Annotated in this window: 15 protein-coding genes; 9 read left to right on the forward strand and 6 right to left on the reverse strand. The window is 71.8% G+C overall.

The window, feature by feature from the left end; all coding sequences use genetic code 11:
* Position 1: 1 nt before the first annotated feature.
* The 6 genes from flgK (at position 2) to ACFPYL_RS05100 (ending at position 5325) form a co-directional block, all read left to right on the forward strand.
* A complete protein-coding gene (gene flgK / locus ACFPYL_RS05075; protein WP_379151124.1) occupies positions 2 to 1396 on the forward strand; it encodes a flagellar hook-associated protein FlgK in 1395 nt (464 codons plus the stop codon).
* A gap of 14 nt (positions 1397 to 1410) precedes the next feature.
* Positions 1411 to 2301, forward strand: coding sequence for a flagellar hook-associated protein FlgL (flgL, locus tag ACFPYL_RS05080; protein ID WP_379151127.1), 891 nt, complete (start codon positions 1411 to 1413; stop codon positions 2299 to 2301).
* 56 nt (positions 2302 to 2357) lie between these two features.
* Complete coding sequence (gene fliW / locus ACFPYL_RS05085) at positions 2358 to 2777, forward strand: flagellar assembly protein FliW (protein WP_379151130.1); 420 nt, start codon at positions 2358 to 2360, stop codon at positions 2775 to 2777.
* A 36-nt stretch (positions 2778 to 2813) separates the two neighbouring features.
* Positions 2814 to 3056, forward strand: coding sequence for a carbon storage regulator CsrA (csrA, locus tag ACFPYL_RS05090; RefSeq protein WP_379151133.1), 243 nt, complete (start codon positions 2814 to 2816; stop codon positions 3054 to 3056).
* A gap of 188 nt (positions 3057 to 3244) precedes the next feature.
* Complete coding sequence (locus ACFPYL_RS05095; protein ID WP_379151135.1) at positions 3245 to 4864, forward strand: MDR family MFS transporter; 1620 nt, start codon at positions 3245 to 3247, stop codon at positions 4862 to 4864.
* Positions 4861 to 5325, forward strand: coding sequence for a MarR family winged helix-turn-helix transcriptional regulator (locus tag ACFPYL_RS05100; RefSeq protein ID WP_379151138.1), 465 nt, complete (start codon positions 4861 to 4863; stop codon positions 5323 to 5325). The genes ACFPYL_RS05095 and ACFPYL_RS05100 overlap by 4 nt, the downstream gene beginning before the upstream one ends.
* A gap of 3 nt (positions 5326 to 5328) precedes the next feature.
* Here ACFPYL_RS05100 and ACFPYL_RS05105 read toward each other — a convergent pair whose 3' ends face one another.
* The 4 genes from ACFPYL_RS05105 to ACFPYL_RS05120 all read right to left on the reverse strand — a co-directional run bounded on the left by ACFPYL_RS05105 (position 5329) and on the right by ACFPYL_RS05120 (position 10010).
* Positions 5329 to 6918, reverse strand: a complete 1590-nt coding sequence (locus ACFPYL_RS05105; protein ID WP_379151141.1) for a glycoside hydrolase family 13 protein — start codon at positions 6916 to 6918, stop codon at positions 5329 to 5331.
* A 27-nt stretch (positions 6919 to 6945) separates the two neighbouring features.
* Complete coding sequence (locus tag ACFPYL_RS05110; protein WP_379151144.1) at positions 6946 to 7647, reverse strand: hypothetical protein; 702 nt, start codon at positions 7645 to 7647, stop codon at positions 6946 to 6948.
* Entirely contained in the window at positions 7640 to 8626 is a 987-nt protein-coding gene (locus ACFPYL_RS05115) for a hypothetical protein (protein WP_379151147.1), read from the reverse strand. The genes ACFPYL_RS05110 and ACFPYL_RS05115 overlap by 8 nt, the downstream gene beginning before the upstream one ends.
* 67 nt (positions 8627 to 8693) lie before the next feature.
* Positions 8694 to 10010, reverse strand: a complete 1317-nt coding sequence (locus ACFPYL_RS05120; protein WP_379151150.1) for a cryptochrome/photolyase family protein — start codon at positions 10008 to 10010, stop codon at positions 8694 to 8696.
* A gap of 46 nt (positions 10011 to 10056) precedes the next feature.
* Between ACFPYL_RS05120 and ACFPYL_RS05125 the strand changes: the two genes are divergently transcribed.
* Positions 10057 to 10743, forward strand: a complete 687-nt coding sequence (locus tag ACFPYL_RS05125) for a metal-dependent transcriptional regulator (protein ID WP_379151153.1) — start codon at positions 10057 to 10059, stop codon at positions 10741 to 10743.
* Between the two features lie 210 nt (positions 10744 to 10953).
* Positions 10954 to 11277, forward strand: a complete 324-nt coding sequence (locus ACFPYL_RS05130) for a hypothetical protein (RefSeq protein WP_379151156.1) — start codon at positions 10954 to 10956, stop codon at positions 11275 to 11277.
* A gap of 6 nt (positions 11278 to 11283) precedes the next feature.
* On the opposite strand, the gene ACFPYL_RS05135 is transcribed toward ACFPYL_RS05130, so the two are convergent.
* Positions 11284 to 12117 carry a Sir2 family NAD-dependent protein deacetylase gene (locus ACFPYL_RS05135; protein WP_379151159.1) on the reverse strand — a complete coding sequence of 278 codons (834 nt, stop codon included), beginning with the start codon at positions 12115 to 12117 and terminating at the stop codon, positions 11284 to 11286.
* A complete protein-coding gene (locus ACFPYL_RS05140; RefSeq protein WP_379151162.1) occupies positions 12114 to 12383 on the reverse strand; it encodes a DUF2277 domain-containing protein in 270 nt (89 codons plus the stop codon). Before ACFPYL_RS05140 ends, ACFPYL_RS05135 begins: the two co-directional genes overlap by 4 nt.
* Positions 12384 to 12437: 54 nt before the next feature.
* On the opposite strand from ACFPYL_RS05140, the gene ACFPYL_RS05145 reads away from it, so the two are divergent.
* Positions 12438 to 13613, forward strand: coding sequence for a saccharopine dehydrogenase family protein (locus ACFPYL_RS05145; RefSeq protein ID WP_379151165.1), 1176 nt, complete (start codon positions 12438 to 12440; stop codon positions 13611 to 13613).
* Positions 13614 to 13679 lie beyond the last annotated feature (66 nt).

Consider the following 13679-nt stretch of genomic DNA (forward strand, 5'->3'; position numbering starts at 1 on the left):
CATGGGAGGCGCCTTCTCCTCGATCAACACGGCGCTGTCGGCCCTGCGCTACCAGCAGGCCGCGCTCGACATCGCGAGCACCAACATCGCCAACGCCTCGACCGACGGCTACGTACGCCGTCGCGTCGTGGGGCAGACGGTCGGCGCCGCCGCTGCTCCCGCGGTGTGGTCCCGGTCGAACGAGATCGGCAGCGGCGTGCAGTCGGCCGGCGTCGAACGCCTGGTCGACCCGCTGCTCGACACCCGCGTCCGTCGCGAGCACGCCCGCCAGACCTACCTCGACCTCAAGGCCGCCGCCATGTCCCGGGTGGAGACCGGCATCGCCGAGCCGTCGGACAACGGCGTCGCCAACGCGGTCGAGGAGTTCAAGAAGAGCCTCGAGGACCTCAACAACGCCCCGAACACGGACGCGGCGCGCAGCCAGGTGCTCTCCAGCGCCGCGAGCCTCGCCGACGCGTTCAACATCCAGAAGCACAACCTCGCGGACGAGCTGGGCGACCAGCGGGCGCGCGTGCTCGCGACCGTCCAGGAGATCAACGACGTCGCGAAGCAGCTCGCCTCGACGAACCTGACGATCTCCACCTCCAGCGGCGGTGGCAGCGACACCGCGACGCTCATGGACACCCGCGACCAGCTCGCGCTGCGGCTCTCCGAGCTGACCGGCGCCACCGCCACGGTCCGCCCGGACGGCGGGATGGACGTCTCCCTCGGCGGCCAGGCGCTCGTGACCGGCAAGGACGCCTCGACCCTGCAGATCGCGACCGGCATCAACCCCGACGGCACCGCCGACGGTGACCCGATCACCTTCAAGCTGCAGCCGCCCACCGGCACCGCCGTCGCGGTCTCGCCGCCGAGCGGCGACCTGGCCGCGAGCGTCGAGCTGATCGACACCGTGCTGCCGGACTACGCCGCCGGGCTCGACGCACTGGTGACCCAGCTCGCCGACTCGTTCAACGCCGCGCACGCGCTCGGCTTCGACGCCAGCGGCAACCCGGGCACCGACTTCTTCGACTACGACCCGGCAGACCCGGCCGGCTCCCTGAAGGTGATCGCCACCAAGGACAAGGTCGCGGTCTCGGGCCTCGCCGGCGGCAACACCGACACCGGGAACGCCGCCGGTCTCGCCGACTCGGTCAACATCCAGGACGGCTACCAGCGGCTGGTCAACGGCTTCGGCAGCTCCGTCGCCTCGGTGCAGCGGCTGTCGGACAACCAGCGGGCGATGTCGACCCAGGTCGACTCGGCGCGCGAGCAGCTCACCGGCGTGAGCATCGACGAGGAGACGGTGAACATGGTGATGGCGCAGCGAGGGTACGAGGCCGCAGCGCGGGTGATGACCACGGTCGACCAGATCCTCGACACCCTCATCAACCGCACCGGGATGGTGGGGCGCTGATGACGCTGGTGCGCATGACCCAGAACATGCTGAGCCGTCAGTCGTTCGGCGGCATGCAGTCCGCGATGGACCGCGTGGCCAAGGCGCAGGAGCAGCTGACCACCGGCCGGCTGATCAACCGCCCGTCGGACGACCCGACCGGCGCGACCACCGCGATGCGGATCCGGTCGTCGCTGTCGAACCAGCAGCAATTCGTCCGCAACGCCGACGACGCCGTGGGCTGGTTGGACCAGACCGACGGCACGCTGTCGACCATGGGCGACCAGGTCAATCGCGCCCGCGACATCGCGCTCCAGGGTGCCAACACCGGTGCCATGGGACCCGAGGCGCGCGAGGCGCTGGCGACCGAGGTCGACCAGATCCGGGCCGGCCTGATCAGCTCCGCGAACGCGCAGTACCTCGACCGCCCGATCTTCGGCGGCGTGACCGCCGGGGCCAAGGCCTACAACCCCGACGGCACCCTGGCCGACCCCACCACCATCGGCGTCGGCGCGGGCGTCGTACGCACCATCGCCGAAGGCGCCCGGGTCCGCATCGACGTCGAGGGACCCGACGTGTTCGGCACCTCGCCGAACTCGGTCTTCGACCGGCTCGACGCCCTGTCGACCGCGTTGAAGACGAACGACCAGGCCGGCATCTCGGCCGCGGTCGACGGTCTCAAGACCGACGGTGACCGGATCGCCAACGTGCGGTCCGACATCGGTGCCCGCACCGTGCGTGTCGAGAACGCCCGCAGCGTCGCCGACAGCGCCACCCTCACCCTGAAGAACGCCCTGTCGGAGGTCGAGAACGTCGACCTCGCCAAGGCCACCGTGGAACTCGGCCTCCAGCAGGTCGCGTACCAGGCGGCACTCGGAGCGACGTCGAAGGTGCTTCAGCCGAGCCTTTTGGACTTCCTGCGATGACGATGACCCCCGCCCTTGGCATGATGGCCGCTCCCGACCGAGCTGAGGTAGAGACTGTGGGAGACACCGTGGCCGAGCACCACGCGATCGAGATCCCGGTGATCGACATGGTGCGCCCGCTGCCGGGCTTCCCCGACCACCGCCGGTTCGCCCTCGTGCAGCTCGACGGTGCCAGCGACCTGTGCAGCCTGACCTCGCTCGACGAGCCCGGCCTGCGCTTCCTCGTCGTACCGCCGGGTGCGTTCTTCCCCGACTACGCGCCCGAGGTGGGCGACGACGTGGTCGTGGACCTCGGGATCGAGTCGGCGTCCGACGTGCTGGTGCTGCTGGTGCTCAATGCCGGGAGCGGGCTGCACGAGACGACCGCCAACCTCGCCGCGCCGCTGCTGGTCAACCCGATCACCCGCCGCGCCGGCCAGGTCGTGCTCGACGAGCCCGGTCTGCCGGTCGCCGCACCCCTCCTCGGTGGTTCCTGAGGCGGTCTGCTGGTCGACCTCGGCTACGGTGGGCACATGCTGGTTCTGAGTCGCCGGGCGGGGGAGTCCATCGTCCTGGGCGAGGACATCACGGTCACGGTCCTGGAGGTCCGTGGCGACGTGGTGCGGATCGGCATCGACGCGCCCCGCTCCCTCAAGGTGCACCGCGCCGAGCTGCTCGCCCAGCTCGAGGAGAGCAACCGCAACGCGGCCTCGCCGAGCGACGATCTCGTCGCCCAGCTCTCCCAGGCCCTCGGTCGCGACCGCGACCGCGACTGACCATCCCTCCCTGAGGAACCGTCGGGATAGTCCCTGACGTTCTGGTTCTGCCTGGGTGCCCCGAGCCCCAACATCAGGGAGTATCCCGGTGATGTGGGCTGGCACACGCTCCATTTGGTTGCCGGCGGCAACGATCCGGGAATATAGTTGCCGACAGCAACCTTCTACTGATCGTGAATCGAGCTTCCGTGTCCCAGGCGTCACCCGCCCCCGCTGCACCCGTCTCCGCGGCCGACTCCGGCCAGATGACCCACCGCCAGATCCTCGAGGCCCTGAGTGGCCTGCTCCTGGCGATGTTCGTCGCGATGCTCTCGAGCACCGTCGTCACCAACGCCCTGCCGCGCATCGTCAGCGAGCTGCACGGCAGCCAGACCGGCTACACGTGGGTCGTCGTCGCGACGATGCTCGCGATGACCGCCACCACCCCGATCTGGGGCAAGCTCTCCGACCTGTTCAGCAAGAAGCTGCTGGTCCAGATGGCCCTGGTGATCTACACGATCGGGTCCCTGATCGCGGCGCTCGCCCCCTCGATGGAGGTGCTGATCGGCGCCCGTGTCGTCCAGGGCCTCGGCGTCGGCGGCCTGACCGCTCTGGTGCAGGTCGTCATCGCGACCATGGTGACGCCCCGTGAGCGAGGTCGCTACTCGGGCTACATGGGTGCGGTCTTCGCGCTCGCCACGGTCAGCGGCCCGCTCATCGGCGGCGTGATCGTGGACTCCGCGCTCGGCTGGCGCGGCTGCTTCTTCGTCGGCCTGCCGTTCGCCGTGATCGCGTTCTTCCTGCTGCAGAAGACCCTGCACCTGCCGGTCGTCAAGCGCCCGGTGCAGATCGACTACCTCGGGGCGACCCTGATCGTCGGCGGCGTCTCGATCCTCCTGGTGTGGGTCAGCCTGGCCGGCAACCAGTTCGCCTGGGGCTCCGCCACGTCGGCGCTGCTCGTGGTCGCGGGTCTCGCCGTGATCGCGGCCGCGGTGTACGTCGAGGCCCGGGTCGCGGCCGAGCCGGTGATCCCGCTGCGGCTCTTCAAGGACCGCACGATCGCGCTCGCGACCGTCGCCTCGGTGGCGATCGGCGTGGCGATGTTCGGCTCGACGGTCTACCTGAGCCAGTACTTCCAGACGGCTCGCGGGATGAGCCCGACCGAGGCCGGCCTGATGTCGATCGCGATGGTCGGCGGCCTGTCGGTCTCGAGCGTCGTGTCTGGTCGGATCATCAGCAACACCGGCCGCTGGAAGCGGTGGCTGGTCGGCGGCATGGTCCTGGTGGTCATCGGCCTCGCCCTGCTGAGCACCGTCGACGAGACCACCAGCCTGGTCGCGATCGGCTTCTTCATGGCGATCCTGGGCATCGGCCTCGGCGCCACCATGCAGAACCTGGTGCTTTCGGTGCAGAACAACGTCAAGATGTCCGACATGGGCTCTGCCAGCGCGGTCGTCGCCTTTTTCCGCTCGATGGGCGGCTCGATCGGCGTCTCCGTCCTCGGCGCGATCCTCACCCACCAGGTCGCGAGCAACCTCGCGGCCGAGACCGGTGGCGCGTCCACCCAGCAGAGCCACGACGTGCCCGACCTGACCACGCTCTCGGGGCAGGCCCTGGCGTTCGTGGAGCAGGCCTTCGGTGAGGCGTTCGGTCACATCTTCCTGATCGCCACGCCCTTCGCCCTGATCGCCCTGGTCTGCGTGCTGTTCATCAAGGAGGTCCCGCTGCGGACGTCCAACCTCGACGCCGAGGTGGCCGCATCGCCGCTGGTCGCGGCGGAGCTGCACCACGCGGTCGAGCAGGAGATCGAGAAGGAGACGGTGCGGTGACCACCAGCCAGGTCGCGTCGGAGGCGGTCCGCGCCGACCTCCTCGGCGGGCTCGAGCAGGAGGTCGGCGTGATGATCCGCCGGATCCGCCGGGTCATCGGGGAGCGGGCCCGCTCCGTCCACCCGGAGCTCCAGTCCTCGTCGTACCTGATGCTCACCTGGCTCAACCAGCACGGCGCGCAGCGAGCGTCCGCGATGGCCGAGGCGTTCGGCATCGACAAGGGCGCGATCAGCCGCCAGGTCCAGCACCTGCTGGACCTGGGCCTGGTCGACCGCAGCCCGGACCCCGCCGACGGCCGCGCGACGCTGGTCTCGGTGACCGCCGACGCCGCCGCCCGGATCGCCGAGGTCAACGAGGATCGGCGCCGCTGGCTCGACGACCGGCTCGGCGACTGGCCCGAGCAGGACCTGTCGGAGTTCGTCCGGATGCTCGCCAGCTACAACGCCGCGCTGGACGCCTGACTCTCAGCTCAGCCAGACCGCGGTGTTCGCCGGCAGCTTGCCGTCGACCGGTCCGCTGGCCAGCAGCACGTCGCCGGCGGGCAGCCGCACCGCGTCGATGCCGCAGTTGAGCACCACGGTGACCGGTCCGCGCCGGAACGCGAGCACGTCGGTGCCGAGGTCGAGCATCTCGACGTCGTCACCCGCCGTCGTCGCGAACGTACGCCGGGCCGCCAGCGCCTGCCGGTAGAAGGCGAGCGTCGACTCCTCGTCCGACTCCTCGGCCTCGACCGTCAGGGTCGCCCAGTCGTCCGGCTGGGGGATCCACGGCTGGTCGCTGCCCGGGCCGAAGCCGTACGGCGCGGTCGTGCCGCTCCACGGGATCGGCACCCGACAGCCGTCGCGGCCGCCCTCGCCGGTGCGGATGAAGAACGGGTCGGTGCGGAACTCGTCGGCGACGTCGACCTCGGGGAGCCCGAGCTCCTCACCCTGGTAGAGGTACGCCGAGCCGGGCAGCGCGAGCATGGTCATGGTGGCCGCCTTGGCGCGGGCCAGGCCGACCTCGCCGCCGCCGTACCGCGTCACGTGGCGGATGACGTCGTGGTTGCTCAGCACCCAGGTGGGGGAGCCGCCGACGATGCCGACCGCGTCCATGGTGTCGGTGATGACGTCGCTGAACGCGGACGCCGACCACGGCGCCAGCAGCCATGCGAAGTTGAACGCCTGGCTGAACTCGTCGGGCCGGATGTAGCGAGCCATCGACTCCGGCGTCTGCGTCCACGCCTCCGCGACGAACATCCGGTCGCCGTCGTACTCCGCGAGCACCCGGTGCCAGCGCCGGTAGACGTCGTGCACCTCGGGCTGGTCCCACATCGGCTCGTCGCGCAGGGCGCGGTCGACCATCGGGACGTCCGCGGTGGGCTCGGTCGCGTCCTCGTTGGTGTGGTCGCGCAGGCTGGCCTCCTTGAAGAGGCCGTGGGCGACGTCGACGCGGAAGCCGTCGGCGCCCCGGTCGAGCCAGAAACGCAGCACGTCGACGAACATGTCGCCGACCTCGGGGTTGCGCCAGTCGAAGTCGGGCTGGCTGGAGTCGAAGAGGTGGAGGTACCACTGCCCGTCGGGGACCTGCGTCCACGCCAGGCCGCCGAAGACCGACATCCAGTTGTTCGGCGGGGTGCCCTCCGGCGCGCCCTCGGGGCTGTCACGGAAGATGTAGCGGGCCCGCTCCGGGCTGCCCGGCGCTGCGGCGAGCGCGGCCTGGAACCACGCGTGCTCGGTGGAGCTGTGGTTGGGCACCAGGTCGACGATGACCTTCAGGCCGAGCGCGTGCGCCTTGGAGATCATGGCGTCGGCGTCGGCCAGGGTGCCGAAGAGCGGGTCCACGTCGCAGTAGTCGGCCACGTCGTAGCCGTGGTCGTGCTGCGGGGAGGTGTAGAAGGGCGAGATCCAGATCGCGTCCACGCCGAGGTCGCGCAGGTAGGGCAGGCGCGTGGTGATGCCCAGCATGTCGCCGACGCCGTCGCCGTTCGCATCCGCGAAGCTCCGCGGGTAGATCTGGTAGGTCACCGCGTGACGCCACCACTCCTGGCCGGTCGTTTGATCGTTCAAAGCCATGCTCTCCATCCTAGGGAAGGGCGTCGGTCAGGCGAAGGCGGCGGGGTCGACCGCCACCCAGAGGTGCTCCGCGCGCCCGAGCAGGCGGCCGTCCGGGTCGTAGAGCGCGGAGGCGGTGAAGGTCTTGCGGCCTTCGGTACGCCGGCCGAGCCCGACCACCACGTGCTCGTCGCCGACCCGGGGGAGCGCGTCGACGCGGGCGGTCATCCGGGCCAGCACCATCAGGCGTTCGGCGAGGTCGCCGGCCCAACCGCCGATGCAGTCGAGCGCCGCCCACGTCACCGCGGGCAGGTCGTCGGCGACGGACTCGTCCGGCGTCCAGGTGGCGGCCACGCGGGCCTGGCCGTCCTGGTCGGCGACCCGGCCCGGGAAGATCCGCAGCCCGTCGTCGCGCGCGGTGCCGCAGGAGAAGCAGGTCGGGAAGGGGTGCGACGCCAGCCCGACGTACGACGACTCCGCGGCGCGCGCCTCCTCGACCGGCACCGGGTGGACCGCCGCACCCTCGAGCCCCGAGACCTCCGCGCGGGCCACGGGAGCGTCGCCGGCGCTCGCGACCGTCGCGCCGTCGACGACCTCGACCGACATGGCGGTGTCGAGCGGCGGTGGGGCGAGCAGTGAGACGGAGACCGCGGGTGCCTCGACCAGCGAGGCGAGCGCGCCGGCGGTGTAGCCGCCGTTGCCCGACGAGGGCGGGCCGCAGAAGCGGCGGGGCACGAGCAGGTCAGGCACGGCTCCGACCGTACCGGGGTCGCGCCCGGAGCGCTGCCCCGAGGCTCAGCGCGACCATCAGGGCGAGGAGCACGACGTTGTGGCCGTACTTCTCGGCGTCGCTGACCTCGCCGATCGGCGTCGTCAGGAACGCGAAGCACCCGGCCGCGAGGACCGCGCCGCTCGCGAGCGCGAGCACGTGCAGCGGACCCCAGTCGCCGCGGTGCGACCAGCGCCAGACGACGACCACGGCGCCGAGGGCGAGCAGCGCGACCAGCGCGGTGCCGATCCGGGTCGGTGGGATCGCGACCCAGCCGATCATCGCGGCGTACGCCGCCGCCCACACCAGCAGCGGCCGCGGCACGGCACCCGGGACGATCATCGCGGGCCGGCGGCCGACCACGAACGCGGCGACGACCAGTCCGACGGCCGCGACGGACGAGCCGAGGAGCTGGCCCCAGGTGGCGCTGGCCTCGCCGGTGTCGTAGGCGTCCTTCATCACGAGCACGCAGGCGGCGGCGTAGAGGAGGGCGACCACCCAGAGCACGACCGGCCCGAGCCAACGCTCGCGTCGCCGGCCGGGTGTCAGCGACTCGACCAGTGCGATCGGCGAGCCGATGCTGAGGATCACGTGGCCGCCGACGAAGGAGAGGGCGAGGTAGAGGCTGAGCCCGATCGGGGCGAGGTACGTCGGGACCGACATGTCCTCCCAGTAGGGGATGTCGCGGTAGCCGGTGCTCCACATCGACTGGTCGACGATCGCGGCCTGGACGACACCGAAGGCCGCAGCGAGCAGCAGGATCCCCGGCCAGCCCAGCCCGCGACGACGGGCGACCTCGCGGATCAGCAGCGCGGGCGCGCCGTACAGGGGGGAGAAGACGATCAGGTTGCCGACGAGCGTGCCGGGGTGGCCGGTGCTGTCGTCGTAGCCCCAGAGGTACTCCGCGCAGACCGGCGCCAGGACGAAGAGTCCGAGGGCGGGGAGCCAGGCGGTGCGCATGCTCCGACGCTAGGGAGCGCGGACGCCGGTCGGAACCGCCCCAGGTCGACGCTCGGCCAGACCAAAGTCAGCGGATCTCCTCCCACCGGTCGAGCGCCTCGATGCGCTCGGCGGCGTGGTCGACGATCGGCGCCGGGTAGCCGACCCGGTCGCGGTCGTCGGCCGACGGGTCGTGGGGGTCGGCGACGTCGGCGAGCTCCGGCACCCACTGGCGCACGTAGGCGCCGTCGGGGTCCCACTTCTTGCCCTGGCTCGTCGGGTTGAAGACCCGGAAGTACGGCGCCGCGTCGGTGCCGCTGCCCGCCGCCCACTGCCAGCCGTGCTGGTTGGAGGCGAGGTCGCCGTCGACCAGCCAGCGCAGGAAGTGCCGGGCGCCGTGCTGCCACTCGAGGTGCAGGTCCTTGACCAGGAAGCTGGCGACGACCATCCGGACCCGGTTGTGCATCCAGCCGGTCGCGCGCAGCTGGCGCATGCCGGCGTCGACGACCGGGAAGCCGGTGCGGCCCTCCTGCCACGCGGTCAGCTGGTCGCCGGGCTCGTCGTACCGCATCCGCGCGAACTCCGGCCGCAGGTAGTCGCGGGCGCTCTGCGGCCGCGCGGCGAGCACGTCGGCGTAGAACTCCCGCCAGGCGAGCTCCTTGCGGTAGGTCTCCGCGCCCTTGCTGCGCAGCCGACCGAGGTCGGCGAGCAGGGTGCGGGGGTGGATCTCGCCCCACTTGAGGTGCACCGACATCCGCGACGTCCCCTCGACGGCCGGCCGGTCCCGGTCCTCGTCGTACGCCGCGACCCGGTCCAGGAACTCCGCCCACTTCCGGCGGGCGGCAGCCTCGCCTGCGTCGGGGAGGGTCAGGCCGTCGGGCAGGTCCGGCTCGGGGACGTCGACGGTGTCGTCGAGACCCAGCCAGTCGACGCCGGTCGGCGCGTCGATCGGGGCGCGCCAGCCGTGCTCGGCCCAGGCGCGGTGGAACGGCGTGAAGACCTTGTACGGCGTGCCCTCGCCGGTCGTCACCCGCCCCGGCGCCACGGCGTACGGCGAGCCGGTGCGCACCAGCTCGATCCCGTGCTCGGCCAGCGCCTCCTCGACGGCGGCGTCGCGGCGGATGCCGTACGGCCCGAAGTCGGCGGCCACGTGCACCCGCTCCGCCCCGACCTCGCGTGCGGCGCGCACCACCCGGTCGACGGGGTCGCCCTCCACGACCGCGAGCGGGGCGTCGAGGGCGCGCAGCGAGGCCGCGAGGTGGGCGCGGCGGCTCGGTCCCGCCGCCTCCCAGAGCGTGGGGTCGAGCACGAAGAGCGGCAGCACGGCGCCGTCGGCGGCGGCTGCGACCAGGGCTGGATTGTCCGCGAGCCGGAGGTCGCGGCGGAACCACATGACGGAAGCCATCGACGCCAGCCTGCCAGCCCCATGGTCGATGAGACAGAATGGCGACGTGAGCGACCTGATCGACACCACCGAGATGTACCTCCGGACCATCTACGAGCTGGTCGAGGAGGGAATCGTCCCGCTGCGTGCGCGGATCGCCGAGCGCCTGCACCAGAGCGGGCCGACCGTGTCGCAGACCGTCGCCCGGATGGAGCGTGACGGCCTGGTGACCGTCGAGGGCGACCGCCACCTCGAGCTGACCGACGAGGGCATGCGGCTGGCCGTGCGGGTGATGCGCAAGCACCGCCTGGCCGAGCGGCTGCTGACCGACGTGATCGGGCTCGACTGGGAGCTCGTCCACGAGGAGGCGTGCCGCTGGGAGCACGTGATGTCGGAGACCGTCGAGCGCCGGCTGCTCGACCTGCTCGACCACCCGACCGAGTCGCCGTACGGCAACCCGATCCCGGGGCTCGACGAGCTCGGTGAGCACGAGGTCGGCGAGGAGTTCATGGACGGGGTCGAGCCGCTCTCGCGCGCGGCCGGCTCGGACGAGGGGCGGGTGCTGGTCCGGCGCATCTCGGAGGAGATGCAGAAGGACGAGATCCTGATGAGCGCGATGCGACGCGTGGGCGCCCTGCCCGACAAGACGATCACGGTCGTCGCGACCGAGGCCGGCGTGCTCGTCGGCTCCGGTGGCGAGACCGCGGAGATCGTCCCCGAGGCTGCGGACCACATCTTCGTCCGCAAGCTCTGACGTCCCGACCTGGGACTTCTGAGGTGCCTGTGACACCTGTGGTTCATGTGCTTTCGGGAGTGAGCGACCTCATGGCGACCATGTTAATTCTGGACGTTTCTTGTCCGTCTCTTGCGTTTGTCGAGCAAGTCGCCGGGTAGTTTTGCCACTCGGCGTGGCACGGACGCGACGCCACGGGGGCCTGCCATTCTGGGCAGTGGGAAGGTCATGATGGAGATCGTCGAACTCGATGCATCGGTCGGCGTACGCGGTGAGCGCACGCTGGTGGTCGGGCATTCCCTGACCAGGTTGGAGCGCGGCCTCGAGCCACGCGAGTCGGTGGTGCTGCACACCGCCGACGACGACTACTACGCCGCCCAGGTGCGCGGCATCGAGTTCGAGCTCGACGACACGATCTACACCCTCGCCGTCGGCGGTCGCCTGCCCGAGGACCTCGCCCTCGAGCGGGTCGAGGGCCTCGACGCCGACGTCCACGACCTGTCGCTGCACGAGCTGGTCGACCTGCTCGGCGACATGCGCGGCCGCGCCTGCTGAGGACCCTCAGCCCGCGAGCTCGGTCAGGAACTCGCTGCAGCCCGCGTCGACGCGGTACGTCGCCAGTGGGTCCCCGCGGGTCTCGCCGCGGTTGACGATGACCACCGGCGTCCCGGCCTTCGCGGCCCGGCGCACGAACCGCAGGCCGGACATCACCGTGAGGCTGGAGCCCGCGACCAGCAGCGCGCCGTCGTCGCTCGTCAGCGCGTCGACGGCGTCGTAGCACCGGGCCACCCGCGCCGGCGGGACGTTCTCGCCGAAGAAGACGACGTCCGGCTTGAGCACGCCGCCGCAGCCGCACGTGGGTACGACGAAGTCCGCGGTGTCCTCGAGGTCGACGTCACCGTCGGGCCGGGAGGCGACCGCGGCGTGCCGCTCGGCGTAGCCCGGGTTGAGGTCGGCCAGCCGCTGCTGGAGCGCCGCCCGCGGCGAGGTCTCGCGACAGCCGAGGCAGACGACGTCCGCGATCCGCCCGTGCAGCGCCACCAGGCGGGGCGTCCCGACCTGCTCGTGCAGGCCGTCGACGTTCTGGGTGATCAGCAGCCCGGGCGCCAGCCGCGCCAGGGCGAGGTGCCCGGCGTTCGGCTCCGCCCTCCGCATCCGTCCCCAGCCGAGGTGGCTGCGCGCCCAGTAGCGCTGCTGGGCCGCCGGACCGGACACGAACTCCTGGTAGGTCATCGGCATCCGGGCCGGCGCGCCGGGTCCGCGGTAGTCCGGGATGCCCGAGTCGGTCGACAGGCCGGCGCCGGTGAGCACCACCAGCGGTCGCCCGCGCAGCAGCGCGAGCGCCTCGGCGTACGCCGTCCCGCTCTCGGTGGTCGAGCCTGTCGAGACCGTCACCGGGCGTAGCGCAGCTCGGCGCGGGCCTGGGCCTTCGCGGCCTCGACCTCGCGGTTCTTCGGCGGGGCGGTGGTGACCAGGTCCTCGAGCAGGTGCTCGGTGATGTGCGCGATCTCGCGCACCGCCTGGTCGAAGATCGCCTGGTTGGCCTGCGACGGCTTGGTGGTGCCGCTGACCTTGCGCACGTACTGGAGTGCGGCAGCGGAGACCTCGTCCGAGGTGGCCGGCGGCTCGAAGTTGTTGAGGGGTCGGATGTTGCGGCACATGCTCCGAGCGTACGTCGCGGCGCACCCGTGGGGGCACGTGTCAGCATGGCTCGCATGCCCGAACCCCGCGAGCTCGACCTGGTCCTCTTCGGCGCCACCGGTTTCACCGGCGGCCTCACCGCCGACTACCTCGCCCGGCACGCGCCGGACGGGCTGCGCTGGGGGCTGGCCGGGCGCAACCAGGCCAAGCTCGAGGACGTGCGTCGACGTCTCGCCGACGTCGACCCGGCGCTCGGCGACCTCCCGCTCCTGCACGCCGACGTCGAGGACGCGGAGTCCCTCGCCGACGTCGCCGCGCGCGCCCGGGTCGTCATCACGACGGTCGGGCCCTACCTGACGTACGGCGAGCCGCTGGTCGCCGCCTGCGCGGCCGCCGGCACCGACTACCTGGACCTCACCGGCGAGCCGGAGTTCGTCGACCGGATGTACCTCGCGCACCACGACACCGCCGTCGCCTCCGGCGCTCGGATCGTGCATGCCGCCGGCTTCGACTCGATCCCGCACGACCTCGGCGTGCTCTACACGCTCCAGCAGTTCCAGCCGCGGGGACCGGTGTCGGTGCGAGGGGTGGTGCGCGCCAGCGCGACCTTCTCCGGTGGCACCTTCCACTCGGCCATGACAGCCTTCGCCCGGGCCCGCCAGACCAAGGCGGTGACCCAGGAGCGCCGCCGCGCGGAGCCGCGCCCGGAGGGCCGCAAGGCCCGGGCCGTCGCCGGCAAGCCGCACAAGGATGCGACGCTCGGCTACTGGCTGCTGCCGCTCCCGACGATCGACCCCTTCGTCGTCGCCCGCAGCGGCGCCGCGCTCGCGTCGTACGGGCCGGACTTCCGCTACTCCCACTTCGCGGGCACCAAGACGCTGCGGTACGCCGCCGGCGGGGCCGCGGCCGCGGCGGCGATGTTCGTGACCGCGCAGGTGCCGCCGCTGCGCCGGCTCGCGCTCGACCGGGTCAAGCAGGGCGACGGCCCCGACGAGTCCCGGCGCGCGAAGTCGTGGTTCACGGTCGACTTCGTGGCCGAGGGCGACGGTCGAAGCCTGCACACCCGCGTCTCCGGCGGCGACCCCGGCTACGACGAGACCGCGAAGATGCTCGCCGAGTCGGCGCTCTGCCTCGCCTTCGACGACAACCCGACGACCGCCGGGCAGGTCACCACCGCCCAGGCGATGGGCGACGCACTGCTCTCCCGCCTGCAGGCGGCCGGGATCCGGTTCGAGGTGTGCGGCGAGTAGGTGTGCCCCAGGTAGGAGAGGTGTGCCCCAGGTAGGAGTCGAACCTACGACCTTTCGCTTCCAGGT

The sequence above is a fragment of the Nocardioides hankookensis genome (genome assembly GCF_042658885.1).
Classification (GTDB): domain Bacteria; phylum Actinomycetota; class Actinomycetes; order Propionibacteriales; family Nocardioidaceae; genus Nocardioides; species Nocardioides hankookensis.

What these genes read in the sequence shown, in the direction of transcription:
- flgK (WP_379151124.1), top strand. Translation starts at nt 2, where the DNA reads ATGGGAGGCGCCTTCTCCTCGATCAACACGGCGCTGTCGGCCCTGCGC.
- ACFPYL_RS05145 (WP_379151165.1), top strand. Translation starts at nt 12,438, where the DNA reads ATGCCCGAACCCCGCGAGCTCGACCTGGTCCTCTTCGGCGCCACCGGT.
- ACFPYL_RS05105 (WP_379151141.1), bottom strand. Translation starts at nt 6,918, where the DNA reads ATGGCTTTGAACGATCAAACGACCGGCCAGGAGTGGTGGCGTCACGCG.
- csrA (WP_379151133.1), top strand. Translation starts at nt 2,814, where the DNA reads ATGCTGGTTCTGAGTCGCCGGGCGGGGGAGTCCATCGTCCTGGGCGAG.
- ACFPYL_RS05140 (WP_379151162.1), bottom strand. Translation starts at nt 12,383, where the DNA reads ATGTGCCGCAACATCCGACCCCTCAACAACTTCGAGCCGCCGGCCACC.
- ACFPYL_RS05115 (WP_379151147.1), bottom strand. Translation starts at nt 8,626, where the DNA reads ATGCGCACCGCCTGGCTCCCCGCCCTCGGACTCTTCGTCCTGGCGCCG.
- ACFPYL_RS05130 (WP_379151156.1), top strand. Translation starts at nt 10,954, where the DNA reads ATGGAGATCGTCGAACTCGATGCATCGGTCGGCGTACGCGGTGAGCGC.
- ACFPYL_RS05120 (WP_379151150.1), bottom strand. Translation starts at nt 10,010, where the DNA reads ATGGCTTCCGTCATGTGGTTCCGCCGCGACCTCCGGCTCGCGGACAAT.
- flgL (WP_379151127.1), top strand. Translation starts at nt 1,411, where the DNA reads ATGACCCAGAACATGCTGAGCCGTCAGTCGTTCGGCGGCATGCAGTCC.